Here is a 26,765-nt window from a genome sequence, read left to right as displayed (position 1 = left end):
GCGGCGCTGACAGCGACACCCTGTCGGGTGGCGCGGATGCCGATCTGCTTGACGGCGGCGCCGGGAACGACGTGCTCTACGGTGGCGCAGGCGACGACACGATCTCCGCGACAGACGGCAGCGACACGGTCAATGCCGGCGACGGCGCGGACGCGATCTATGCCGGTGATTCTGGCGTCGTGGACGGCGGTGCCGGCGACGACACGCTCTATGTCGACACCCGCTCCGACCTCGACGGCCTGACGGTCTCCAATGTCGAAGACATCGTCATTGCGGATGAGCAGGCGACCGAAGGCGACGATGCCATCAGCGGCTTCGAAGGCAACGACACCCTGTCCGGTCTGGCTGGCAACGATACACTCGACGGCCTGGCTGGCGACGACGTTCTGGACGGCGGCGCCGGGAACGATGAGATCACCGGCGGTGCCGGTGACGACGCCCTCTCAGGTGGCGAAGGCTCCGACACGCTTTATGGCGGCGCGGACAGCGACACGTTGAACGGTGGCGCGGATGCCGATGTTCTTGATGGCGGCGCCGGGAACGATGTTCTCAATGGCGGTGCCGGCGATGACACGATTGACGCAACCGACGGCACGGACACTGTGTCCGGTGGCGACGGTGCGGACGCGATCTATGCAGGCGACTCTGGCGTCGTGGACGGCGGTGCCGGCGACGACACGCTCTATGTCGACACACGCTCCGACCTGGACGGCCTGACGGTCTCCAATGTCGAAGACATCGTCATTGCAGACGAGCAGGCGACCGAGGGCGACGACGCCATCAGCGGCTTCGAAGGCAACGACACCCTGTCTGGCCTCGGCGGTAACGATACACTCGACGGTCTCGGCGGTGATGATGTGCTCGCCGGTTTTGAAGGCGATGATGAGATCACCGGCGGTGCCGGGAACGACCAGCTCTATGGTGGGGCCGGCAATGACACCCTTTCGGGCGGTGACAATGACGACGCCCTTTATGGCGGGGTCGGCGACGACGTCCTGGATGGCGGCGCGGGTTCGGATGCCATGGATGGTGGGTCGGGTGACGACACGCTGATCGGCAGCGCCGACGCGGACACGCTTTCCGGCGGTGCAGATGACGACGCGCTCAACGGCGGTGGCGGTAACGACCTGCTTGATGGCGGTACCGGCAATGACGCGATCACGGCCGGCGCCGGAACCGACACTGTTCTCGGTGGCGAGGGCGATGACACGCTCGTCAACCAGGGCGGTGCAGACGTTCTCGACGGTGGCGCCGGAAACGATGCCATCACGGGCAGCAACGCGGCGGAAACCATCGACGGCGGAGCTGGTGACGACACGCTCTCCGGTGGCGGCGGAGCCGATGAGATCGATGGCGGCGACGGCAACGACCAGATCACCGGCGGCGACAATGCGGAAACAATCGATGGCGGTGCAGGCGACGATCTGATTTCCGGCGGCGCGGGCGATGACGAGATCACTGGCGGTGCCGGTGCCGACACGCTTGCAGGCGGCGACGGTGCGGACAGCTTTGTCGGCGATCTTGCGGATCTCGATGGCGACAGTATCACCGACTACGATCCGGAGACCGGCGATCTGGTGATCGCCAATGCGTCCTTCGGCGACGATGCGGTAACGCTGACCACTTCCGACGGCACGACCACGGTCGCGATCGATGCAGATGGCAACGGCTCCACAGACGCGACCTTCAGTTTGGCTGGCGAGTTCAACTCGGTCACCACCTCCTCGACGGACGGCAAGACCTCCATCAGCTTCTCTCCCGACGTCACCGCGTCTGAAGGCGCCGACAGCCTGACCGGCACGGACGGCGACGATACGATTGACGGTCTCGGCGGCGACGACGTCCTTGACGGCGGGGCCGGCAACGACCTGCTGAATGGCGGGGCCGGTAACGACTCTGTCGATGGCGGCACAGGGGCGGATACGCTTTCCGGCGCCAGCGGAGACGATACGCTGGTCGGTGGTGACGGCGATGACATCTTGCATGGCGGGGCAGACGACGATGCCCTCTATGGCGGTGCCGGTGCCGACACACTTAACGGTGGGCTCGGAAACGACAGCCTCGACGGTGGCACAGGCGACGATGCACTCGACGGCGCGGATGGTGCGGATACCCTCTCCGGTGCGAGCGGCGACGATACGCTGTCCGGTGCAGCCGGAAGCGATCAGCTTGATGGCGGCGAAGGCAACGACATCCTCGACGGCGGTGCGGACAACGACACGCTGAGTGGCGGCACAGGTGACGACAATCTTGCCGGCGGTGGCGGCGATGACGTCATGGATGGCGGGGCCGGCAACGATACGATCGAAGGCGGCCTCGGCAATGACGAGATCACGGCCGGCGACGGTGCCAACGCAATCGATGGCGGTGACGGCGACGACACCCTCCAGGGCGGTGCCGACTCCGACACGCTGAGCGGCGGCGCGGGAGCGGATGCCCTCGACGGCGGTGCGGGCGACGACAGCCTTGATGGCGGCGACGACGCAGACACCCTGTCCGGTGGCGACGGTAGTGACGTCCTCGACGGAGGCGCCGGCAATGACAGCGTCGATGCCGGGGCCGGCGCAAACACGGTGGTTGGCGGAGCAGGTGACGACACGGTCACGGCCGGTGCCGACAATGACCTGCTCTCCGGCGGCGATGGCAGCGATGTGATCGACGGCGGCGCGGGCGACGACACGATTGACGGCGGTGCGGGCAATGACGCGCTGACCGGTGGCGCGGGTAACGACCAGATCAACAGCGGTGCCGGAAACGACACTGTCTCCGGCGGCGCAGGCAACGATACTATTGTCAATATCGGCGGCTCCGACAGCCTTGACGGCGGTGACGGAAACGACGCCATCTCCGGCAGCGATGCTGACGAGACCATCAGCGGCGGCGCGGGCGACGATATGCTCTCCGGTGGCGGCGCGAACGATCTGCTCGACGGCGGCGATGGCAACGATGTCATTACCGCGGGTAGCGGCGTCGATACGGTGCTCGGCGGCAGCGGCGACGACACAATTGTCAATGAAGGCGGCGCGGACAATGTCAGCGGCGGCGACGGCAATGATGTCATCACCGGCAGCGATACAGCCGAAACCATCGACGGCGGCGCGGGCGACGACACGATCTTCGGCGGCGGCGGCACCGACAGCATCGACGGCGGTGACGGAAACGACCAGATCACCGGCGGCGACAATGCCGAGACGATCGACGGCGGCGCGGGCGACGACCTGATCTCCGGCGGCAGCGGCGACGATTCAATCGCGGCCGGCTCCGGCAGTGACACAATCGACGGCGGCGCCGGTGCGGACAGCATTGTCGGCGATCTTGCCGATCTCGATGGCGACAGCATCACCGGCTTCGATCCGGAGACCGGCGATCTGGTGATCGCCAATGCCTCCTTCGGTGCCGATAAAGTCAGCCTGTCACAGGCCGACGGCAAGACCACGGTGACAATCGACGCGGACGGCAACGGCTCCGCGGATGCGGCCTTCACCATCGCCGGCACTTTCCTCAGCGTCACCGCGAGCACGGCAGACGGCCGCACGACGCTTACCTTCAGCACTGAAGCGGTACCGACAGAGAACGCCGACACCCTGCTCGGTACCATCGGCGACGATACGATCAGAGGCCTCGGCGGCGATGATCTGATCTATGGCGGTGACGGGAACGACCTGCTTGATGGCGGCACCGGCAACGACACCCTCTCCGGCGGCCTCGGCAATGACACCTTGTCAGGCGCGGATGGCGCAGACCTGCTGATCGGCGACGACGGCGCGGATGTACTGAAGGGCGGTGCCGGAAACGACACCCTCTCCGGTAGCGCTGGTAATGATGCGCTCTCCGGCGGAGTTGGCGCCGACTCACTCGTAGGCGATGCGGGCAACGACACTCTGGATGGCGGCGACGGCAACGACATCCTGTCCGGCGGCGAAGGCGCAGATATACTGAAGGGCGGTATCGGCAACGACACCCTCTTCGGCGGTATCGGTAACGATACGCTGTCCGGCGGTGACGGAAGAGATTCGCTTGTTGGCGGTGATGGCGACGACCTGATTTTCGGCGGGGCCAACTCGGATGCACTCTCCGGCGACGCCGGAAACGATCTGCTGGATGGTGGTGCCGGAAACGATACCCTGTCCGGTGGCGCCGGAAACGACACCCTGTCGGGGGGCGACGGCAACGATATCCTCTCCGGCGGCCTCGGTAGCGACACTCTGGTTGGCGGCAACGGTGCTGACCTGATGTTCGGCGGCGACGGCGCCGACATGCTGACCGGCGGCGCGGGCAACGATACATTCGCGGGCACCGGGTCCGATCTCTCCAGCGATACGATCAGCGACCTGACGGATGGGGATGCCGTGCTCATCAAGGGCGCGGAGTTCTCCAGTGACAATGTCACGCTGACCTTCGCAGACGGTGTCACCACTGTCGCCATCGATTCGACCGGCGACGGCAATGCGGATGCCAGCTTCACGCTGGACGGCGAGTTCAAGTCCGTCACCGCTTCGGCGGCATCGGGCGATACGACGCTCGCCTTCTCGACGGAACCGGCTATCGACCCGAACCAGGAGAGATTCAAGGTACAGGCCACCGGCGATTTCGACGGCGACGGGAAACAGGATCTCTTGCTGGTCTCGAACAAGAGTAATGTGTCGGTCTGGACCCTCGACGGCGCAACGGCGGATGCGAAAGGCCTGACCGGTGCGCTCAACCGTGGCGGTGACTTCTCGATCAAAGCCGTTGGGGATTTCGACGGCGACGGCGACGACGATATCCTGCTGCATGGCACCGACGGCGCCATATCTGTCTGGGAGATGAACGGCACCACGGCCGACGCGAAAGTGTTCTCGGGCCGTCTCCAGCCCGGTTGGGAAATCACCGGCACTGCTGATTTCGACGGCGATGGCGGGCTGGATATTCTGCTCCGGGGCCAGGATGGCGCGGTCTCGATCTGGCAGATGGACGGCGGCACCGTCACCAATCGCTCTTATGCGGGGCAAATGTCTTCGGACTGGACAGTCGAATCGCTCGCCGATTTCAATGGCGACGGAAAATCCGACATCCTGGCTCGTAATTCGGATGGTGCGGTCTCGGTCTGGGAGATGGACGGCGGTACTGCGAGCAACAAGAGCTATGCCGGGACTCTGGACAGCAACTGGGATATCAGCGCGGTCGCGGATTTCGACGGCGACGGCAAACAGGACATCATGGCCGTCAAGAACGACGGTTCCGTCTCCATATGGGAGATGAACGGCGGCGTCGCGAGCAGCAAGAGCTTCGCCGGCAAGCTCGGCGCGGGCTGGAAAGTCGAGGCGGTCGAGGATTTCACCGGCGACGGCAAGGCCGACGTCCTGACCAAGAGCGCCGACGGCGCGGTCTCGGTTTGGGAAATGGACGGCGGCACCGTCACGGCCCGGACATATGTCGGGAAGCTCGGCGAAGGCTGGGAAATCGAGAAAATCGCCGACTTCAATGGCGACGGCTCGCAAGATCTGCTGACGGCGAGCGCGGATGGTATCGTTTCCCTCTGGGAAATGGATGCCGGCGGTGCTTCCTCGAAATCCTATGTCGGAAAGCTCCAGGAGAACTGGGAAATCGGTGAGGTTGCAGACTTCAACGGCGACGGCACCGCGGATATCCAGCTGCAGAATACCGAAACCGGCCAGGTTTCGATCTGGGAAATGGACGGCGCCGACGTCGTGGTTGCGGGCTTGACCGGCAATCTCTGGAACGATCTGATTTGATCCACGCAGCGGGGCCCACAGGGCCCCGCCTCTCTCTGTGCCCGTTTCCTTCCCTCATGTCACCGGCCGGACGGCGGCAGATCGTTGCTTCTATCCGCGAAAAACCGTGACCGCGCGCGAAAATAACCAAATATTAAAACATCTTACCTATGGTCTCACGATACCGGACGGGAAACTAGAGGTGTGCCCAGACCAAACATATTAAATTTTATCGTAATTATCCGCACATTGCTTACATAACCACAGATTGACACTGCGTCAGCCGGATCTCACGGGAGACCCGAACCGGAGTGTGAATGACCCGCCCTTCCGAAAACATCGGAAGCCGCGGCAAACGACACGGACAAGACGGTGTTCCGACGTACGCACCGTTCGGAAACAACAGGGCTATCGCTCAGAACATGTTTATCACAGGCACCAAACGTAAGGATCTCCTGGTCGGCGATACCGGCGACGACACGATTTATGGTCTCGGCGGCAACGACACGATCACCGGACTTGCCGGCGCCGATTTCCTGTATGGCGATGCCGGCCGGGATGATGTGAGCGGCGGCGAGGGCAACGACGTTCTGTTCGGGGGCGACGACGTCGACATGCTCGACGGCGGCATCGGAGACGATACGCTCGAAGGCGGGGCCGGCGCAGACACGCTTGCCGGCGGGGCCGGTAACGACCTGTACCGCGGCACTGCGGATGAACTGGACGGCGATCATTTCAGCGATTTCGAGGACGGTGAAACGGTCTTGCTATCCGGCCTCACCCTGACCTCCGACAATATCATCCTGTCGACAAACAAAGGCGTGACGACAGTGGCCGTCGATACCAACGGTGACGGCACGGCGGATATCAGCTTCACCCTTCAGGGAAGTTTCAACTCGGTCACGGTAACGCCTTCAGGCGGCGACACCGGCCTGCAGATGAGCGTGGCGGGCAGTGCCGGCGATGACAGCCTGTCAGGCGGCAATGCCCCGGACACCCTGTCAGGCGCAACCGGCGACGATACGATTTATGGCGGCAGGGGAGCCGACAGCCTGGATGGTGGCGACGGAAACGATCAGCTATTCGGCGAGGATGACAATGACAGCCTGATCGGCGGCGACGGCAACGACCTGCTCGATGGCGACAAGGGCGCCGACAGCCTCGACGGCGGTCTCGGCGACGACACGCTGCGGGGTGGCGTCGGCGACGATACGCTGCTGGGGGCCGACGGCGCCGACAGCCTTGTCGCCGGTGGCGATGCCGACCACCTCGATGGCGGTCTCGGTAGCGATACGTTGCAGGGCGACGCCGGCAACGACACGCTTTCCGGCGGTGGCGATGACGATATCCTGGATGGCGGCATCGGCGACGACACCCTGGATGGCGGCGACGGCAATGACGCGCTGAGCGGCGGCGACGGGGCAGACACGCTACAGGGCGGCACCGGCGAGGACAGTTTCGAGGGCACCGTGGGCGAGATCGACGGCGACGTCGTCGCCGACCTCGCGGACGGAGAGTCGATCCTGGTGAAGGGCGCCACTTTCACCGCGGACAACGTCACCCTGACCGCCAATGGCGGCAATACCCTGGTCTCAATCGATTCGGACGGTAACGGCAGGGAAGACGCCTCCTTCACCCTGGGTGGCGAGTTCAAATCAGTCACGGCGACGTCTGAGGGCGGCGGCACCTCCCTTGCCTTCTCCACCGAACCCGAGCATCTGGACTGGTCGATAGCCGGCGCCGGCGATTTCAACGCCGACGGCAAGCAGGATCTGGCTACCGTTTCCGAAGAGGGCGACGTCTCTGTCTGGACACTCGACGGCGCCACGCCGATGGCGAAGAGCTATGCCGGCAATCTCAGCAATGTCGGCGATTTCCAAATCCACACCATTGCGGATTTCGACGGAGACAGCGACGACGACATCATGATCTACGACAGCACGAACCGCGTCGTCTCGGTCTGGGAAATGGATAACGGGCTGGTCGTCGACAAGGGCTTTTCTGGCAATCTCGGCGACGGCTGGAGTATTTCCGGGACGGCCGATTTCGACGCCGACGGCGGCCGGGACATCCTGCTCCGGCACCAGGACGGGGGCGTATCGGCCTGGCTCGTGGACGGAAGCCTGGTAACCGAAAAAGCCTATCTCGGAACCATGACCTCAGACTGGACTGTTGAGGCCATCACGGACTTCAATGCAGACGGCACAGCCGACATCCTGTTCCGCAACCAGGACGGGGCCGTCTCCGTCTGGGAAATGGACGGTGGCGAAGCGATGACCAAGTCCTATGCCGGGAACATGTCCCAGGACTGGAGCGTCGCGGCCGTTGTCGATTTCAATGCCGACGACAAGAGCGACATCGTGTTCCAGAACCAGACCGGCGCCGTCTCCGTCTGGGAGATGGACGGCGGCACCGCCAGCAGCAAATCCTACACCGGAAATCTCGGTACGGGCGGGAAGATCGAATCGGTTGAGGATTTCACCGGAGACGGAAAAGCCGACATTCTAACCCGAAGCGCGGACAACGCGGTCTCGGTCTGGGAAATGGACGGCGGCACGGCAACCGCGAAGACCTATTCAGGGCATCTCGGCGCGGGATGGGATATCAAGCAAATCGCCGATTTCAATGGGGACGGCTCGAGCGACCTGCTGGTGAGCGACAACGAGACGGCGGTCTCGGTCTGGGAAATGGAAGCCGGCGCCACCGCAAAGAAAACCTTCGCCGGCTCGCTACAGGATGGCTGGACGGTCGGGGAGGCCGAGGATTTCTCGGGCGACGGCAAGGCCGATATCCAGCTTGAGAATACGAATACCGGACAGGTCTCGATCTGGGAAATGGACGGCCCCGACGTGGTTACCGCGGGGCTGACCGGCAATCTCTGGAGCGACCTGATCTGATCGCTCCCCCCGATCATGGCGCTACATAAAGGCTGATCAGCGCCACGCTCCCGCTTAGCAGTAACACACTCAAAACCAGCCTGGCCGAGTCCCTGATCGACAAAACGCGGCTGCGCCTGAGCAGCACCGACTGGCCGCCCAGCATGACAAATGAAGCAACGATCACACCGATCCCGACGCCTTCGAGTCCGGCCTCACGAAATCCAATGACGGTTCCGGCCCAGAGCGTGCCAATGGCCAGAAAATAGACGGCCACAATTTCCCGAATCGGCCGGGTTCGTGCCGACATGGCGATTGGCATCAGCCACGAGGCGCTGATCATCGGAATCCCCGCGACCAGGAAGATCTTCAGGGCCGGAACCGCTGCCGCATAGGCCACGTAAACGAAGGGCACAACAAGCTTGACCAGCATCACGCCGATGGTGGAAAGCACCGAAATAACCGCCGCCAGTTTCAGCGCATCGCCAACCACCCGGCGCGACAGGGCAAAGGGCTCAGCCGCATAGGCTTCGGCCGATAGTTTCGGGTAATAGGCCTGCGCAATGGTCCCGAAGGTTCCGGCATAAAGGCCGAGCACCGCCGCCGCGAAAGAGAATTGCCCGTAGGTCTCTGGATCGGCGAGATCCGCGACGAACCAGCGATTCGCCATCATGAAAACGCTCCAGAGCGAGACCGATACGAACAGCGGGAATGCCGCCGCCACAGTCCGGCGCATGCGGTCCAGACTGGGATGATACCGGATGCTCGGCGGGTCCCGGCGCAGCATGCTGGCGGCAACGCCACCGAACCAGAGGATGAGAACCGCGAAGCAACCGGAAAGCCCCCCGAAATAGAGGCCAAGCACCCGCGGTGCCGTCAATCCGACCTGCACGATCGAATTGTTCGTGGTGAACAGCCCGTAGGTCGAGAGCCCACGGTAAAGAGCCAGATGTCCCATCAGGATAAACTGCGTGCCGCCGGCCAGAATCGCGAGCAGGGTCGCTGGCATGGGCAGCGGCACCTTGAAGGAATCCCGAAACGCATAGGCAAGCGCGAGAGCCGTCACGGTGGCAATGACCGCAAGATAGAAACGGGTCCAGAGAATGCCCTGAACCCGGACGCCGGCCGGGCTGTTGAGGCCGGCCTGTTTCATCCGCGCGGACGTCCGGGTGATGAGCTGCGATGTCCCAAGATCGAGCAGCCAGAGATACTGCACGAAGGTAGAGATCAGGATAAACTGGCCGAACGAGACCGGCTCCATGAACCATGGAATGAACAGCCCGGTGGCCGCGACACAGGCATTGACCGTCGGCACCACCAGCGCGTAACTGCGCGGGCTCTCCAGAAACAGCTTGAGCGCGCCGGATGACTCTTTGCCCGGCGGCGGCTCGGAACTTGGCAGCTCGGAACTTGGCGGTGTGCTTTCGCTCGTCATATGCTGATCTCCATTGCGGCACCGGCCAAACGGGAATGCGTGTGACGAACCTCATTGAGTGCGACTGGGAATACGGTGTACCGGCCGCGATCCGCTGTGGCGGTGTGCACGGAACCGATTTTGGAATTGAAACTGCCGACCGTCACTCTTTCTTCACCCTTGCGCCTGAACGTCATGGTGCCCGCATCACGGAGGATCGCGCACTCAAGAACGGTCCCGAGGCAGGCGAGCGGCACCTGACCGTCGAAATGTCCGAGGGTCGGTGGAGCACTGTCCTCACGTCAAGGCTCCGCGAACGGAGCCTCACTCTCTCCGCCTCGCTTACCACGCTTTCGCCCTCGCTCTTTCAGGATTTTGTCGTCCGGGCGGTTTTTTCGGCTGAGTCTTTCACCGTAGCAGCGATCGCAGGCGAGCGTTTTGAGCATACCGGCAGCAATATCTATCACCAGCACCCGGTCCGCCATGCCACGCTTTCCGGCTTCAACGGAACGCTCGAAATCCGGGTTACAGAATCCGAAGCCCTGTCGGCGTTCGAGCAGGTTCTCTATATCCGGGATGCTCCGGAGGGTTGGGTCGTGCATGCAAGGCTGATCCCGAAGCCACCCTATGCGCTTCTCTGGGTTCGCTGGTTCAATCGTTTTGCCAGGCTGTCCCTGCCCGATTGGGCAAGCCGGGCGCTGTTGTCCGTTCCGGGTCTGAAATCCCGTCTCTGGTATGCTGCGGAGCGCGGCGGTCGGGACGCGTTGCAATTGCAGGCCAGCGGGCTGGCCAGCCTGAATTCCGAGGAGCGCATTGCGCTCTCAATGGAGATGGCGTTGGGAGATGACTTTTGAGCGTTCCTGAAGGCACAGTCGGCGCGCGATTTGACCGGATCGCGGAACAGATCGCCGGAGCTCTGGCCGCACAATGCGATCGCGAAACCGGGTTCGCGGAAACGGAATTCTACAGCACCGCTTTCGCCGCCATGCTCTGGCGACGATGGCCGGAGCGCTTCGGGGATGACATCGCCGCTGCACTCGAGCGTCTGAAACGGCAGAACAAGCAGGCAAGGATCGGCGCCTGGGAAAACCGTTTTCACTGGGAATTCGTGCGATTCGCACTTGCCGACCTGTTCCGATCAGGCCCCGTCTCCGGCTACCGGGAGCCCGGGGATGTGCTCGGCGAAATGCGCTTTGTCCGCAACCGTGTCGCCAACTGGACCCTTCTGCGCAGCACCGTCAGGCTTTTCGGCACAGGGCGGCTTGAGAAGACTATCGGCCGGATTGAGCGCTGGCTGGCCCTTGCCGTCTACCAGAAACCGGGCGGTTTCATCGAGGACCAGCGCGGCGCCCCGACCCAGCAGTATCATGCCTTCGCGACCGCGCTGCTGGGTTACCAGATCGCCGTACTTGAAGAGCCGTCCGCCGATCTGCGTGAGCGGTTTCGCGCGGCCCTCCATGCCCTTGTCCGGACCGCGCTGCATGATGGCGAAGTGAATGCCGTCGGGCGCGGGCGGTTTCAGAGCTTCGGATATGCCGCCGCGGCGCTGGCGCTCGCAACCGGCCTTCGGCTTGGCTGCGCGCCGGAAGGCTCAATCTCCCTGTTGCGCTCGATTGCCGACCGGCTGGAGGCGGCCCTCGGACCAGACGGCACCCTGCCCCTGATGATCACCCGGATCGACGAGACGGAGGACGTCTCGCCGCCGCCGCATCACCCGCACCAGCGCCGGATCGGCTGGCATTCCTACAATAACGGGCCGGATTATCTCGCCTTCGCCGGTGCGATCCTGAAGCTCGCGGTGGAACAACTCGCCGCCTCACCCGAACCCGGCACACCTCTGCCACTTCCGGCGGAGGACGGATTGGAAGACGGCATCCGGGTTATCCGCAATGCGGCCTATTCCGCGATCACCACCTTGCCACGCCGAACCATCACGGCGGCGCAGCCCCTGCCTTACATCGTCACGGCCGACGGCGTGCGGCCCTTGTCGTCCTATGGCGACGAGACCTTGCCGGACAGCATCTATACCGCCCTGTCCCTGCCGCTGCCGGTCTTCGAGCAACATGGCGGCACATTCCGCACCCTGCTCTCCGGCACTGATTTCCGCTGGGCCGGGCCGGATAAAATCGTCGGCGAGACGTCCACCTTCCGTTTCGAACGACGGTTCGACTTCGCGGCCGGGTCCATAGGCATCGAGGATGCCCTGACCCTGACCGAAGCACCTGATGAGGCGATGCTGCATCTGCCCTGGCTGACCTTGCCTGCGTCGGCCAAGCCCGAACAGGAGGCGAGAGACGGCGCCGCGTTTGCGCTCGACGGAGCACGGCTGGAAAGCGATCTGCCGCTGACCGAGGTCACCGCTGCGGCGCCGCAATACGGGATCAGCGGGCGGCTGCGGGTCTGGTCCAATGCCGCACCACCCCCACCGCCAGGCGAAATCACGACGGCCCGCTATCGGATATTGTTCAAAGACATTGGGCCGGTCACGGCTTGACCCCATCCACCAGCAGCGAGAGGTGCGAGGAGGGGAAACTCTTGTCCGGAGTGCCGTGCCGTTTGCAGCGGTAGATATGGCCCCGCTCCTCACTCCACTGTTCTTCGTGGAAGCGTCCTGCACTATCGAACCACTCTCCGGGCTCAACCCGGAATCCGGCAACCTCCAGCGCGGCGCTCAGGCTCTCTATTGTGAAGAGTTGCTTGTGGTCGTCCGCGCCGGGGCCGATACCGCCGGGCTCGACATGCCGTATATAGTCAGGGTTGGGATTGTGTCCGTCCGGAACCGCAATCCGGATGGTTCCGCCCGTCTTCAGATAGCGGAACGCGTTCTCCAACACGACCGGGATCAACTCCGGCGGAATATGCTCGAACACATGCTCGGCAAGCAGCCGGTCGACCGCACCCTCATGCCCGATAAGCTCCGCCCAAGCAGCCGCACGCGTCGCATCGAAAAAGCCGATATCGGAGCCGAACCAGTCCGGCGCCGGGGCCGTCCCGCCGAGCACGATCTTCAGCGGCGCACCCATCGCGACCGCCTGTCTCAGCCTGCGCTCCTGAAGCCAGTCCCGCAGGGGGCGCCTGAAACACTCGAAAAATAATCTGCGAAGAGTCATGGCGCACACGATCTATTAACCAAACTGCACAAAACTGCGGCACAACCGGTTGCGAAAGCACTGAAACCCGTGATCCGACACGATATACGACAGAGTATCGATCTGATAGGTTAACAGCCCTGCCCGCGTTTTAACCAGAGGACACATGCTGGCGGCCCAATCCCCTCTCGTTTCCGTTGTCACCACTGCTTTCCAGGCGGAGGCACATGTCGCACGGGCACTCCGCTCTGCGACCATGCTGGACGCGGACGAGCCGGTGGAAATCATCCTGTTCGACGATGGGTCGACGGACGGTACGCTGGCGGCGGCACGCGCCGAGGCTGAAGCTGATTCGAGTATCCTTGTTATCGAGGGTGGCCGCCAGGGCCGGGCACGGGCACTCAACCAGGCGATCGATGCTGCCAGGGGCCGCTATATCGCTATCCTCGACGCAGATGATATCGCACTCCCGCACCGCCTGCGGGCCACGCTTCCGATGCTTGAGGCCGATCCCGGATTGGCGATGGCCTGTTCGGAAGCGATCATGTTCGAGGGTGCCATACCTGAACCGCCAGCCGCGCTGGAAGCCGAAGCGCAGGTGAGCCGGATCACACCCGCCATGCTGTACGCTTCCAACCGGATCACCCATTCCACCGTGCTTTTCCGCCGCGCGGCATGGGAGCAGGCCGAAGGCTATGATGAGCGACTCGATATCTGCATCGATTATGCGTTCTACTTCCGGCTGCTCCGGGTCGGCGGGATCGGTCACACGGACATTGTGACCTGTCTCCGCGAGCGCAGGGCTGACAGCTATTTCGCAGCCCAGCGCCAGCAGGATTATGCCGATGCCCTGTCACTGATACGGGCAGAGGCGCGCAGCACCTTGGCGATCCCGCTGTGGGCGCAGCTCGCCGCAGCGGCCCGGTCCATCCGGCTCGGCATGAAAAACCTGGGTGGCCAGCTGCACGCACCATCGGGAACAGCCTGACCATGGCGAGATATCCTCGCGTGCCCGGAACGCCGGACAGTGCCGGCACTGACAGAGCCCGCGCAGCCTTTTACCGCAGCGCCACCGGCACCCGGCAGCTCGGTCAGGCGGCACCGCTCAGCGTGTCTCTGCTGATGGTCATCATCTTCACGCAGGCCCTTGTTACCATTCCGGCCCAGTTCCGAATCATTCCGCAGATCTCTCTCGGCGGCTTTCTCACTCTGTTCTTCGTCGTGCTCTTGGTGATGCACTTTCTGATGCGGCCCTACGTTGTGCGCGAGATCCGCTGGCCGATCTTCATGTTCCTCCTGTTCACCGCCTGGATCGCCTATGGCTTCATCTTCTACCGACTGACGGTGCAAGGCATTCAGAACACGGTGGTCATCATCTCCAGCATTCTATCTTTCATCATTGCGGCACAGGTGGCGAAGAGCATCCGTGCGCCGACCCGGGCCATCGTTCGCGCAATACTGATCGCAATCTGGATTCCGGCGATCGTCTATGTGCTGGCCATCCCGGTGCTCGGTTTCGGTCATCTGGAGATTTTTGCGCCGCGCTCCCTTGCGGGGTTTCTGCTGATCGGCATTGCCATCCATTGCGGCTACTGGCGGCATGGCTCGCGCAGCGATCTCTGGCTGGCTCTATTCCTCTATGCGGTGGTGGTGCTGTCCCTCTCCCGCGCGGCGATGGGCATGGGCCTCGGCGTCTTCATTCTGGCGCAGCTTCGGCTGAACAGTTTCACCGGTTGGTTCCGCACGATAGCAATCCTTGCGATCGCCGTCGGGGTGGCAGCTTTCATGCTGCTGAATTTCGAGCCGCTGAAACAGCGCTTCTTCACCGGCGATCTGTCGGCGGCGGTCGGCGGCGTGAAAATCAACACGATGGGCCGGATCCTGGCCTGGACCACGGTCATCAACTCCGCCCTTGAGGCACCGATCGTCGGCAAGGGTCCCGCCTCCAGCTCAGAAGCCCTGGCGATCCTGCATGCCGGCATCGAACAGCCGCATAATGACTATCTGCGGATCTGGCACGATTACGGGATCATTGGCCTGATGCTCTGGTTTGGCGCCTTCGGCAGCATGATGGTGGCCTGTCGCCGACAATATACCCGGTTCCAGAAATGGGGTGCCCGGGAGACCTCCATCGGCGCTTCGACATTATTGGCGCAGGCCACACTGCTTGCCCTGATGCTGACCGACAATGTGCTGATCTATTTCTACAACATGGTCCCGATTTTCATCCTTTCCGGCCTGGTCCTGGGATCGCTTCCGCATGCCCCGCTGCTCCGTCGTTCTGCTCCTTAATTTCGTGCCGCCCTACCGCGTCGCGCTGTTGCAGGCGCTGGAGCGGGAGGTGCGCCGACTGACCGTGCTGGTCTCCACCGGCATGGAGGCGGACCGATCCTGGAAGGCGGACTGGCGCGGGCTCGATGTCCGTGTTTCCCGCTCACTCACCTTGCCTTACCGGCGGCGGCATCCGGACGGTTTCGGCGAGGATCTGTCCACGCATCTGACCGTCGATATGCTGCCGCGCCTGTGCGCGCTGGCCCCGGATGTCGTGATCAGCTCCGAGTTCGGCGCCCGCACCCTGCAGGCTTGCCTGTATCGTTGCCTGGCACCGCTCTTGGGCCGGCGCAGCAGATTTCTGGTCTGGGCCACATTATCCGAGGACAGCGAGCGCGGTCGCGGATGGGTACGCACGACCCTCCGGCGGCTGATGGCAAAACGTGCGGACGGGGCCATGACCAACGGCGAGTCCGGCGCCCGGTATCTTGAAAGCATCGGGTTCGCGCCCGAGCGGATTTTTCGCATTCACCAGTCGACCGACCTGGACCGGTTCGCAAAACTCGACACATCCGGCCGGTCTGTGTCCGACGATGAAAAGACCCTCCAGCTCGTCACGGTCGGCAGTCTGATTCCGCGCAAGGGCCTCCGGCCCTTTCTGCAGCATCTGATCGCCTGGTGTGCGGCCCATCCGGGCCGGGCGTTGAATTGGCGGCTGATTGGCGACGGTCCGGAAAGGGCAGCGCTGGAGGCATTGGTGCTGCCGCCCAACCTCAAGCTCACCCTGCTTGGCGACGTGGCCTACGAGGATGTCCCCGCCTTGATGGCCGATGCCGACCTGCTCGCATTTCCCACCCTTGCCGACGAGTGGGGCCTGGTCGTCAACGAAGCCATGGCGGCGGGACTCCCGGTGCTGGCGAGCTGCCGGGCGCAGGCCGCCGAGGAAATGGTTACGGACAAAGAGAACGGTTGGCTTTTCGATCCAGCCGACCCGACATCCACCGGGAAAGCGCTCGGCCAGGCGCTCGATACTCCGGCCGCTGCCAGGATCGCCATGGGAGACGCGGCGCGCCAGACAGCCGCCCGTTTCTCACATGAAAATACACTCCGGCGCATGATGCAGGCCATCGAGACGGTGTGGGACCAATGAAGATCCTGTTTGCTCATTGCCGTTACCAGCAGACCGGGGGAGAGGACCGGGCCGTCGAGGCCGAGATGGCCGCATTGCGCGAGGCAGGCCACGACGTTTCACTTCTCGAACGAGACAACGAGGCTATCTCGACCATCTGGGACAAGGCAAAAACGGCCTGGTCGCTGCCGGGCACAGACGCGCTCCGGGCGGAATTGCGGGCCGAGATCGCGGAGCACGCGCCCGACATCCTTCATGCGCACAACATATTCCCGCTGATCACGGCTTCGCTGTATGACGCCGCCCGCGACCTTGGCGTACCCGTGGTGCAGACGCTGCACAATTACCGGAATATCTGCGCCTCGGCCCTGCTCATGCGGGATGGCCGGATCTGCGAGGATTGTGTCGGCGCCAACCCATATCAGGCCGTTCTGCATCGCTGTTACCGCAACTCGACCCTCGGGTCTTTCGCCCTCGCACGCATGATCGCACACCATCGTGACAAGGGCACCTGGAGCCAGTCGGTCGACCGCTTCATCGCCCTCTCGGAATTCTCGAAGAGCCGTTTTGTCGCCGCCGGGTTTCCTGCCGATCGGATCATTGTGAAACCGAACAGCCCGGGCGCTCTCTTTACCGCAAAACCGGAACCGCAAGAAAGATCCGGCGCTCTCTATGTCGGCCGGCTCTCACAGGAAAAAGGCATTGCCGCGCTGCTCCGCCTCTGGAAAAGAGACTGGCCGCCCCTGAGTGTGGTTGGCGAGGGGCCCGACGCACCGGTTCTGGATGAAGCCGTCCGGGACGGCCGCGCTGTCGCCCTTGGCCCGCTCGAACCCGAGGCCATCGCCGGCGAGATGCGCCGGGCCGCACTCTGCATTATCCCGTCGCGGTGCTACGAAAACTTCCCGATGGTGCTGGGGGAAGCCTTCGCCTCTGGCCTGCCTGTGCTTGCCTCCAATATCGGTGCACTTGGCGAATTGGTGCAGGAGGACCGGACCGGCGCCCAGTTCGACCCCTTCAATCCGGACAGCATAACCGGCACCATCGATGCCGCCTTCGCCGATCCGGACCGGCTGGCACGATGGGGCGCAACGGCGCGGGACCATTACGAGAAGCACCTGACCACGGCTGAGACAACAACTCAGCAGACCTTGATCTACCGAAGCTTGACCGGCGACGGAGCAACAGCATGACGGGCACTCATAACGATGTCGAAATGGTAACGGTATTGGGTCGCAGGATCGCCGCCGGGCGTTTTGCTCAAATCGGGGAGGCTATTCTTGCGCGCGCCCGCTCTGCAAAACCGGCCTATATCTGCGTCTCCGGCGCCCACCCCCTCTCGCTCGCCAAGGCTGATCCGGAATTCGCGGCCGCCCTCGACGGCGCGGCTCTAATCACACCGGACGGCATGCCGGTGAAATGGATGCTTGCCCTGAAAGGGCACCGCGGAAGCGAACGGGTGGCCGGGCCGGATCTTGCCGCCTGGCTGATCTCACAGGCGGAAGGCGAGGGTTTGCCGGTCTATTTCTATGGCGGCATGCCGGATGAACTCGAAGATCTCCGCCGCGCCCTCGCGGTGACCCATCCGAAGCTGAACGTTGTCGGCTGGGATAGCCCTCCCCTGCTCCCTGTCCGCCCCGAATTTGACGCGGAGACGGCTGCACGTATCAATGCCAGCGGCGCCAGGCTGATCTTCATCGGCCTCGGTTGCCCACGTCAGGAATTCTGGATGGCCCGGCATAGCGCAGCCGTGAACGGCACCATGGTCGGCATCGGTGCCGCCTTCAATTTCCTGTCGGGCCGGCTGGAACGGGCCCCGCGCGCCATGCAGTCTCTCGGTCTTGAATGGCTGTACCGTCTGACGCAGGAACCGCGCCGTCTGCTTGGCCGCTATCTGCTGCACAACACCCGCTTTGTCTGGTTCGCCCTGCTCGATCTGATCTGCCACTGGTGCAGGCGGGGGAGAGGCTGATGGCCCACCATCTTGTTACCGGCGGTTGCGGCTTTATCGGCCGGCACCTGACCGCCGCCTTGCTTGGGGCCGGGCACGAAGTGACCGTGCTGGACGATTTGTATTCCGGCGATCCCGCGACATTGCCACCGGCTGCACGCCTCGAAGAAGGCTGCGTCACCGATGCGAATAAACTCGCGAGGCTGGCAGAGGGCATGGACGGCATCTTCCATCTGGCGGCAATCGCCTCCATCGCCGCCGCCGAAGCGAACCCGGAGCGAGCGCACGCCGTAAATGCGGGCGGTGCGGCTAATGCCGTTACCGCCGCCACGCGGAGCCACATCCCGCTCGTACTCATCTCCTCCGCGGCTGTTTATGGCGATGCGGGACCTGGCGCGGTTTCCGAGGACTATCCATGCCTGCCCCTGTCCTCCTATGGCGCCGACAAGCTGCAGGGCGAACGCTATGCCTTGAAGGCCGCGGATAACGGTCTCTCCGCGACCATCGTCAGGCCGTTTAACGTCTACGGTCCTGGCCAGGATGCTGGCTCGCCCTATGCCGGCGTGATCTCCCGCTTCATCGCCGCCGCACTATCGGGAACGCCGCTCCGGGTGGACGGCAACGGAAGCCAGAGCCGGGACTTCATCTTTATTGACGATCTCATCCGCCTGCTGACCGCTTGCATTTCTCAGCCCTGGCCTGGTGCCCGGATCGTGAATGGATGCACCGGCATCGCCACCAGTGTGAAGGCCCTCGCCACAGAGATTGGCCAGCTTTGCGGCGGTAATATCCGGATTGAGCCCGGCCCCGGACGGTCAGGTGGCGTTGCCCATTCCCTGGGTAACCCCGGGCAGGCGGCAGAATTTTTCGGATTTCGCGCGCAGACTACGCTGGCAGACGGCCTGCAACGCACCATCGACTGGCAGCGCGGCACAAATTCTCAATAGGCGGACCGGCCGGTCCCGACTTCGATCACCGTCAGGGCAAGGATCTTCAGGTCGAAGCCGAGAGACCAGTTCTCGATGTAATGCAGATCAAGCTCGACCCGGTGGCGCATCTTGTCGAGCGTATCGGTCTCACCGCGCAACCCATTCACCTGGGCCCAGCCGGTGATGCCGGGCTTGACCCTATGCCGACCGAGATAGCCGTCAATCAGGCCCGCATAATGCTCGTTGTGGGACACCGCATGCGGGCGCGGCCCGACAAGCGACATGCTGCCACCCAGCACATTCAGAAGCTGTGGCAATTCATCCAGACTGGTCCGCCGTAAAAACCCGCCGAGCGCGGTAATTCTCGGGTCATCGCGCGTGGCCTGGCGGAGGACCGCGTCGCCCGCGTCCTCGCCATCGTCCCGCCGCATACTGCGAAATTTCAGCATCATGAATTCGTCGTTGTTGAAGCCATACCGTTTCTGCCGGAACAGAACCGGGCGGCCCATGGTAATCAGGATGGCAAACGCGATGATCAGCATCACCGGTGCCAGGACAAGAAGCAAAAGCGACCCCAGAAAAAGGTCGATACAACGTTTCTGCACACTCTCCCAACCGACGATGGGAAGATCGGCCAGGACCAGACTGGCCTGCCCCGCGATCCGGTCGATCCCGAGCGCCGGCACACCATGCAGATAGGATGGCAGTTGCAAGCGGATATTGACCGGTTGGTCTTTCAGGGCGCCAAGTGCAGCGCGAAACGCAACTTCCTCGTCGGGCTCGTAACACAGCAGGACATCATCGACGCGCCCAGCCGCGATGATCCGGCGCAGGCTTTCCTCGCTGCCATGCAGCGGAACGCTCTGCACGGTCTCGTTCCCAAGCCCCTCGCTGACAAAACCTCCGACCAGTCGGGGGCCTCCGCGATAGGTCAGCAATGTTTGCACTGCTTCGTTCACCAGGCGAGGTGAGCCAAGCACCGCGACCCGGCTGGCGAACCGGCCACTGCGGCGCGCCTTGGCGGCCCAGGCCAGCACTGCGGTCCGCACCAGGATCAAAGAAACACTGCCGCCCAGCACCATTTCGAGCAACCAGACGCGCGAGAACTCCTCCGATATCTTGAAGGCGTAAAGGGCAACGACAAAAACGACCATTGTGCCGACCCAGCAACGCAAAGCCTGCATGACATGGATTCTCTCCACATCGCTGCGGTGAAAGGCATAGCTGCTTTGGCTGATCCCGCAGACCAGATAAAGGGCGCAGATGAAAAGCCCGCCGAACACATACTCCTCGGTCAGCTCGAAGCTTCTGTTGCGGATAGCATAGGCGACGATATTGATCGCGAAGAGGGCCAGCGTTTCAAGCGCGGCCAACCAGATTGCCAGCCAGATCAGCGTTTTGTTACGCATGGCTTAGCGCGCCCAGACCCGGTACCACATCATCTCGCGCGCGCCCATTCCGGCTCACCATCGTCATCCGGCGGCGCCGAATCGACCCCGTAATACTGACCGTCATAAGCCTCCGCCCCGCCGTCGATCGACTGGATCCGGAGATTGTTTTTAGACATCACGATCCCGGCCAGATTCTCGCCAACCTCGTAGACCTCGCGAATAGTCTGCTCCGCCGTCTCCCGGCGCGTGCGCTCCCACTCGACCACGAAAACGGTCGCATCGACCTGGGGCACCAGTACCAGCGTGTCGGAGACCACCGAGGCCGGGCCGCTGTCCAGTACTGTGAAATCGAAACTCTCTGCACTGTAGCGCAGCAATTCGGCCATGCGCCGGGAACCGAAAAGGTCGTCCGAATTCGACAGCACGCCACCGGTTGCGACGTAATGGATACCGGTGGCCATATCGAACTCGATAGCGTCCTCGACCTCTCCGTCACCGTTCAGATATTGCTTGAGGCCACGGTTCGTCACGCTGTCTATCTGCTTTGTGACAGTGCCGTTCACGGTATCGCAATCGATGATCAGCGTCCGTAGACCGGCCGAAACGGCGTTCGCTACCAGAGCAAGGGCGATCGAGGATTTACCTTCACCGGCGATAGAAGACGTGATCAGCACCGTGCGGATCTGCTTGCCCTCGCCGAGCAGATTGAGCGCCGTGCGCAGCTTCCGGATACCCTGACCGACGGCCGAACCCGGCCTGCGCCGCACCATCTCGAAAAGAGGCGTGCCGGTATCCGCCACCTGCAGCGAAAGCGGGATGCTGGCAATCACCGGCAGGCCGGTTGCCTGCTCGACCTGTTTGGCATTCTTGAAGCCGCGGATAAGGAAATCCATCAGCAGCGCCAGCAAGGCGGCAATGACCATCGCGGCGATCAGAGAGGCGAGCACCGCCAGTTTTTTCTTCGGCGAGACCGGCACCCGGGGCATCACGGCGCGCGAAATAACCTCGGCGCCGACCTGATCCGGCTCACGGCCCTCCAGATCCACCGCCGCAAGCCGGTTCAGCATGACCTCGTAGAGATTCTGGTTGGCCGCGACCTCTGCCTGAATGGCGCGCAGTTCGATCTCGGCATCCGCCTGGGATTCCATGACCGCTTTCAACTCACCGACGGCATTGGCGACATTCGCCTCGCGCACCCGGGCGATCTCGGTCTCGTTGCGCATCGACTGCACGATCTTGCGCACTTCACCAGCGATCGTGATGCGCACGTCCTCAAGCTCCCGGCGGGTCTTGATGACGTCCGGATGGCCGTCGCGCAGAGTTGTGAGCTGCTCTGCAAGGCGTTGCTGGATCTGGGATTCCTGGAGACGCAGATTGTTGATCAGCTGGGAAGCGAGGACCGGTGCCAGGCTGGCCGTCCCGTCCGGCTGGTCGATCAGCAGCTGTACCTGACGCAGCCGTGCCTCCCGTTCCGCCCTCTCGGTGCTGACCTGGATCAACTGGTCGTTCATCTTGATAAGCTGCTGCTGCATCAGCTCGGTGCCGCGGATATCGAGCAGACCTTCCTCGCGGCGGAACCGTTCGAATTTCTGTTCGGAATCGAGCACCCGCTCCTGCAGCGCCGCAACCTGATCTGTCAGCCATTGGCTGGATTGACGGATCGCGCGGTCCCGCTGGTTTCGTTTCTGCTCCAGGAAGAGCTCCGCGATGGTATTCGGGACACGGGCGGCCAGGGCCGGATCGTTACTCCGGAACTCAATGGTTATGACCCGCGAGAGCTGCTCGCCATCAACCGTCAGCCGTTCAAGGAAATTGTCGGTGACATCCGCGCGCAGCGCTTCCGGAGTGAGGCGTTCAGGTTTGCTGGCGCCTGCCAGAAAAGTGCCGGCATCAAAACCGAAATTCTCTTGCAGCCAATGATCCCCGGTCTCGATCCAGCCGGATACCCACTCACGGAGATGCAGGATTTCCAGGAGTTCGTTCGCCGTCTGACGCCAGCCCACCTCACCTTTCTTTTTCAGGGACGGGTTGAACTCCGGCACGTCATCAAGGCCGAGCCGGTCGATCAGCTTCGTGGCGAAGGCGCGGGATTTCAGATAGGCGGTTTCCGTCGGCAGGTTCGTGCTGGCGGATGAGAGCGCTGCCGGCAAGGTAAAACCCTGAATGCTGGCCGCCCCATTGGCCTCCACCATCTGCAGCTTTGTGTACCCCGAATAGACCGGTTTCATCGCGTAGACGATCAGCCCGGTCACCAGGGGTATCAGCAGCATCACGAACAGGATCAGGAAGAAGCGCCTGCGCATGACCGACATGAGACGCCAAAGGTCGAATGTCTCACCGGTTTCAAGCGGATCGGAGAACAGGGCTGACGGTGGCGTCTTGGAGCGCCTGGATCTGGGAAATGCCGTAACGTTCGCCATGCCCGTCCCCTAGAACCAGCGCCGTTTGATTTCGATCACGTCACCCGGATAGATGGACGTATCGAGACTGACATCGCGCACCGTCTGGCCGTGTTCGGTGCGCCGTGTCAGCAAGGCCTGGGATTTTGCCGCCCGGCGTGTGAAGCCGCCTGCTTCAGCCACCGCCTTGCGCAAGTTGAGACCGAGGACGAAATCGAAACTGCCCGGCGTGTTCACTTCACCCAGGACGTAGAAAGGCTGATAGCGGGCAATGACGATATCGACCTTGGGGTCGATCACGTAATTGAGGTCGACGATACCAGTCACCAAGGCGCGAAGTTCCAGCGCGGTCTTGCCGCGCGCATCGATCTTCCCGACCAGCGGCAATTCCATCTGTCCATCGTCGGAGATATCGACAATAGCGGACAGCTCCGGATGCCCGAAGACCGTCACCGCCACGCGGTCACCGGCAACCAGCCTGTATTCCGCAATGGTCGGCGTCGACGGTGGCGGCAACTCGTCAATATCATTTGTGCCGCAGGCTGAGAGCCCGAGACACAGAACGAGTCCCATCACAGCTCCGGCCGCAAGACGGGTCGATGCGAGAGTGAAGGCTGATCGCATCTGTCTCTCCTAAAACCGGCCGAGATTGAAAGGATTGACGGTACCGTCATCTGCCTGGCAGCAAAGTTTTGCGCCGATCCTGAACATCACCGTCGTCGCATCGAAGTCCCGCGCCGGATCGGTCGAATCCGAAATCTCGTGTTCAAAGCTCAGTCCGGCGAAGAGATGCTCATTGATCAGGTAGGTCGCGTTTGCGCCGACGAGCACATCATCGTCTTCCCGGTCGATCTGCTGAAAATCCTCATTCGCCACTGACAGGTAACCACCGATTATCAACTGTTCGAATGGATCATAGTCGAGCCCCATGCGAAAGGACTGCGAAAGTTTCGTACCGGCGGTCGGATCGTCCGACTGCTGGTTCTCGATATCCGCACGGGCCGTAAAAGACATAACCGGCGTCAGGTTCCAGAGCATACCGCCGGACAACACGAAATCTGTCTGGGCGGAACGATCGCTGTCGTCGAAGACACGGTGCGAGACGCCGACCCGACCGTTGAAAGAGCTGACCCCGGTGATATCACGCACAGCCCCGACAGAAAGCGTGAGACGCGTCGAGTTCTGAACCTCCGAAACCTCTTCGGTATAAATATCGCGCAACAGGCTGGGCGAGATGAAGAGATCATATTCTCCACCGGGGGAATAGCCGACGAATCCGCGTAGATTCAATGTTGTGCGGTCCAGGGCCTCCCGGCTTACGTCATCCGTCGGGTTATAGCTCCGATGCACGGCCTCCCCGACGATGCGCGAGAATACCCGGTCGTCCCTCCGGTCATCATAAACACCACCGATGAGATACTGACTGAAGGTCAGCGGCTCGAACGCGGCTCCAGGGTCCGCATCGTCGCCGCGCCGGACATGACTGCGCTTCGCTTCGGCAAAACCGCGGGCAAAGACGCCGTCATCGACATCAACCCGCACCGCCGTCGCCAGACGGGCACCCACCGTGTTCTCGCGGCTCAATTCCGCGACCCGCCTGTCCGTTACATCAACGATCAGCAAGGCTTCATGATTGGTCCAGTTCGAGCGTAGCGCCGCTTCCGCCTTGACTTCCGTCACCGACGAGGAGATTTCACCACTCTTGACCCGGGTGACATTGCTGTCCCGACCGGCATCGACAGTGACCCTAGGGAAGAGATCGAAGCTTCCGGCCAGCCGCCCAGCATCCGAACGATCATCGGGCCGGCTGAGCAAATCCAGCGACAAGCCATAGCTTTCAAAATCGAGGCGCTGGCGGCCCCGGACGGACTCCTTGTATGCTTGCTGCGCAAGAACGATTTCAGCAGAAAACCCTATTAAAATAGAGGCCAATACAAGTCCGGCGCTCACGAACGCCAAGTTGATCCAGCATTTACGCCACCAAATACAAAGGGTCATGTAACAGGCCAGTTGATTCCAACCTCGGGTCGATCTGCGATTCGCTTATCCAGCGCTTTAAAATAGGCGAATTATCCATTGAAACAAAACATTTTTATGCGCATAGTCCATAAACACGCAGGAAGATTTGGTCCATCGCGCGAGATTTTAGTGGCCTTTTATGCAAATTTCCGCATTTTCGAGCGTGATTGCCAATTGGTCATTCCTGCGCTTCTAGCCTGTCCCGCCCGCACTGACGGCGGGATACACAGCAATTATCGGGTGCCCCCGCCGCGGGCCGCATGGTAAGAAGAAGGTCAGGAAACGGCCCTCAGGAGTTTAGACGGAGGACCACATGGCGCTGAGCCAAGTCCAGAGCCGAAATCGGGGCCCGAGCCAGGAATACCTGCTGCTCGACTACCTCCAGCGCCTCGGGCGCAACGTGGAAGGCCGCATGGCCGTCCATATCCATCTTTCCCGGCTGCGCCCGCAGAACCGTCAGGATCACCATATCCGGATCGCGGCGGCCACCTTCGAAGGCATGGTCCAGAACTACGAGGGCCAGATCTTCATCCTGAGCAACTCGGACCTGTTCTTCGTCTGCAAGGATGCCACCGTCGAGGATATCGACGCGGCCATCATGAAGGTCCGCTATCTCTTCTCCGAAGATCCGCTTTCGCAGGGCGATGAGGAAGAGGACCTGGCCCGGTTCTGCTCCTGGTTCAACGTCGCGACCCAGTACGAGGACCTTCTGGAGCTGGTCAAGCAAATGCACCGGGAGCGCGAACGCAAGTCGCGCATGTCCGTCAATGCCGATCAAAAAGTCGATCCACGTGCCAAGGGTTCGCGCAAGCCGCTCGACCCCGAACAACTCGGCAAACTGGAATCCTTCCTGCAGCGGGCCGACCTTTCGAACCTGATGCGTCGCCAGCCGGTCTGCGCCCTGACGCCGAACAACCCGAACCCCCAGCCGGTGTTCCGGGAACTGTTCATCTCGATCCACGATCTGCAACAGACCGTGCTTCCGGAATTCGATCTGGCCTCCAATCTCTGGCTGTTCCAGCATCTGACGCAGACGCTGGACGCGCGAATGCTGTCCCTGCTGATCAGGAACGACGACAGCTCGATCGCCAGCTCCTTCAGCGTCAATCTGAACGTGCAGACGATCCTGTCTCCGCCGTTCCTGAACTTCGATGCCAGCCTGAAAGCGGTTGCCCGCGGCACGGTCGTGATCGAATTGCAGAAGATCGATATTTTCGGCGATATGGGCGCCTACATGTTCGCCCGCGATTTCATGCGCGAGCGCGGCTACCGGATCTGCCTTGACGGCCTGAACCACCTGACGCTTCAATTCATCGACCGTGAACGGCTCGGCCTTGATCTGTTGAAACTGATCTGGACCCCGGACATGGCGGACGACATGTCCGGCAACCGGACCGCCGAGTTGAAAGAGCATGTGGATCGGTGCGGTCGTGCCCGGATTATCCTGACCCGCTGCGATTCAGACGAAGCCGTCCGGTTCGGTCAGTCCCTGGGCATCACCATGTTCCAGGGCCGCTATATCGACAAGCAATTGAGCGCGGACGCCCGCATCGTTTAGCGACAGAAAACTCTCCGGGCAGCGCTAT

General features: G+C 62.4%; 16 protein-coding genes and 1 pseudogene. 11 read left to right on the top strand and 6 right to left on the bottom strand.

What is annotated here, in order from left to right:
• Both VOI22_RS19045 and VOI22_RS19040 read left to right on the top strand, forming a co-directional pair.
• A pseudogene (locus VOI22_RS19045) lies at window positions 1-5,735 on the top strand (hypothetical protein); the annotation flags it as partial.
• A 296-nt stretch (window positions 5,736-6,031) separates the two neighbouring features.
• The gene (locus tag VOI22_RS19040) at window positions 6,032-8,611 is read left to right on the top strand and encodes an FG-GAP-like repeat-containing protein (RefSeq protein WP_323798014.1); all 2,580 of its coding nucleotides are present in this window, start codon (window positions 6,032-6,034) and stop codon (window positions 8,609-8,611) included.
• A 13-nt stretch (window positions 8,612-8,624) separates the two neighbouring features.
• On the opposite strand, the gene VOI22_RS19035 is transcribed toward VOI22_RS19040, so the two are convergent.
• Window positions 8,625-10,025: an oligosaccharide flippase family protein gene (locus VOI22_RS19035; protein ID WP_323798013.1), complete on the bottom strand. Its 1,401-nt coding sequence runs from the start codon at window positions 10,023-10,025 to the stop codon at window positions 8,625-8,627.
• A gap of 41 nt (window positions 10,026-10,066) precedes the next feature.
• Between VOI22_RS19035 and VOI22_RS19030 the strand changes: the two genes are divergently transcribed.
• Window positions 10,067-10,858: a hypothetical protein gene (locus VOI22_RS19030; RefSeq protein WP_323798012.1), complete on the top strand. Its 792-nt coding sequence runs from the start codon at window positions 10,067-10,069 to the stop codon at window positions 10,856-10,858.
• The gene (locus tag VOI22_RS19025; protein WP_323798011.1) at window positions 10,855-12,498 is read left to right on the top strand and encodes a hypothetical protein; all 1,644 of its coding nucleotides are present in this window, start codon (window positions 10,855-10,857) and stop codon (window positions 12,496-12,498) included. The genes VOI22_RS19030 and VOI22_RS19025 overlap by 4 nt, the downstream gene beginning before the upstream one ends.
• On the opposite strand, the gene VOI22_RS19020 is transcribed toward VOI22_RS19025, so the two are convergent.
• On the bottom strand, window positions 12,488-13,027 hold the full coding sequence (locus tag VOI22_RS19020; protein WP_323798010.1) for a methyltransferase domain-containing protein: 540 nt from the start codon (window positions 13,025-13,027) through the stop codon (window positions 12,488-12,490). The two genes, VOI22_RS19025 and VOI22_RS19020, sit on opposite strands and share 11 nt — an antisense overlap.
• A gap of 232 nt (window positions 13,028-13,259) precedes the next feature.
• Between VOI22_RS19020 and VOI22_RS19015 the strand changes: the two genes are divergently transcribed.
• The 6 genes from VOI22_RS19015 to VOI22_RS18990 are packed head-to-tail and all read left to right on the top strand — an operon-like array spanning window position 13,260 to window position 19,388.
• Window positions 13,260-14,081, top strand: a complete 822-nt coding sequence (locus VOI22_RS19015) for a glycosyltransferase family A protein (RefSeq protein WP_323798009.1) — start codon at window positions 13,260-13,262, stop codon at window positions 14,079-14,081.
• A gap of 2 nt (window positions 14,082-14,083) precedes the next feature.
• Window positions 14,084-15,385, top strand: a complete 1,302-nt coding sequence (locus VOI22_RS19010) for an O-antigen ligase family protein (RefSeq protein ID WP_323798008.1) — start codon at window positions 14,084-14,086, stop codon at window positions 15,383-15,385.
• A complete protein-coding gene (locus VOI22_RS19005) occupies window positions 15,354-16,514 on the top strand; it encodes a glycosyltransferase family 4 protein (protein ID WP_323798007.1) in 1,161 nt (386 codons plus the stop codon). Before VOI22_RS19010 ends, VOI22_RS19005 begins: the two co-directional genes overlap by 32 nt.
• Window positions 16,511-17,683: a glycosyltransferase gene (locus VOI22_RS19000; protein ID WP_323798006.1), complete on the top strand. Its 1,173-nt coding sequence runs from the start codon at window positions 16,511-16,513 to the stop codon at window positions 17,681-17,683. Before VOI22_RS19005 ends, VOI22_RS19000 begins: the two co-directional genes overlap by 4 nt.
• Window positions 17,680-18,462 (top strand): WecB/TagA/CpsF family glycosyltransferase, encoded by a 783-nt coding sequence (locus VOI22_RS18995; protein WP_323798005.1) that lies wholly within the window; start codon window positions 17,680-17,682, stop codon window positions 18,460-18,462. The genes VOI22_RS19000 and VOI22_RS18995 overlap by 4 nt, the downstream gene beginning before the upstream one ends.
• A complete protein-coding gene (locus VOI22_RS18990) occupies window positions 18,462-19,388 on the top strand; it encodes an NAD-dependent epimerase/dehydratase family protein (protein ID WP_323798004.1) in 927 nt (308 codons plus the stop codon). Before VOI22_RS18995 ends, VOI22_RS18990 begins: the two co-directional genes overlap by 1 nt.
• Here the strand turns inward: VOI22_RS18990 and VOI22_RS18985 are convergent.
• The 4 genes from VOI22_RS18985 to VOI22_RS18970 are packed head-to-tail and all read right to left on the bottom strand — an operon-like array spanning window position 19,382 to window position 25,110.
• A complete protein-coding gene (locus VOI22_RS18985; RefSeq protein WP_323798003.1) occupies window positions 19,382-20,779 on the bottom strand; it encodes an undecaprenyl-phosphate glucose phosphotransferase in 1,398 nt (465 codons plus the stop codon). The two genes, VOI22_RS18990 and VOI22_RS18985, sit on opposite strands and share 7 nt — an antisense overlap.
• A gap of 29 nt (window positions 20,780-20,808) precedes the next feature.
• The gene (locus VOI22_RS18980) at window positions 20,809-23,181 is read right to left on the bottom strand and encodes a GumC family protein (RefSeq protein WP_323798002.1); all 2,373 of its coding nucleotides are present in this window, start codon (window positions 23,179-23,181) and stop codon (window positions 20,809-20,811) included.
• Window positions 23,182-23,190: 9 nt separating this feature from the next.
• Window positions 23,191-23,784, bottom strand: coding sequence for a polysaccharide biosynthesis/export family protein (locus VOI22_RS18975; protein WP_323798001.1), 594 nt, complete (start codon window positions 23,782-23,784; stop codon window positions 23,191-23,193).
• Between the two features lie 9 nt (window positions 23,785-23,793).
• Window positions 23,794-25,110, bottom strand: coding sequence for an outer membrane beta-barrel protein (locus VOI22_RS18970; protein ID WP_323798000.1), 1,317 nt, complete (start codon window positions 25,108-25,110; stop codon window positions 23,794-23,796).
• Window positions 25,111-25,492: 382 nt separating this feature from the next.
• Here VOI22_RS18970 and VOI22_RS18965 point away from each other — a divergent pair, with 382 nt between their 5' ends.
• On the top strand, window positions 25,493-26,737 hold the full coding sequence (locus VOI22_RS18965) for a hypothetical protein (protein WP_323797999.1): 1,245 nt from the start codon (window positions 25,493-25,495) through the stop codon (window positions 26,735-26,737).
• Window positions 26,738-26,765: the final 28 nt, after the last annotated feature.

The sequence above is a fragment of the Nisaea sp. genome, assembly GCF_034670185.1.
Lineage (GTDB): Bacteria > Pseudomonadota > Alphaproteobacteria > Thalassobaculales > Thalassobaculaceae > Nisaea.
This window is presented reverse-complemented; position numbering and strand designations above follow the sequence as displayed.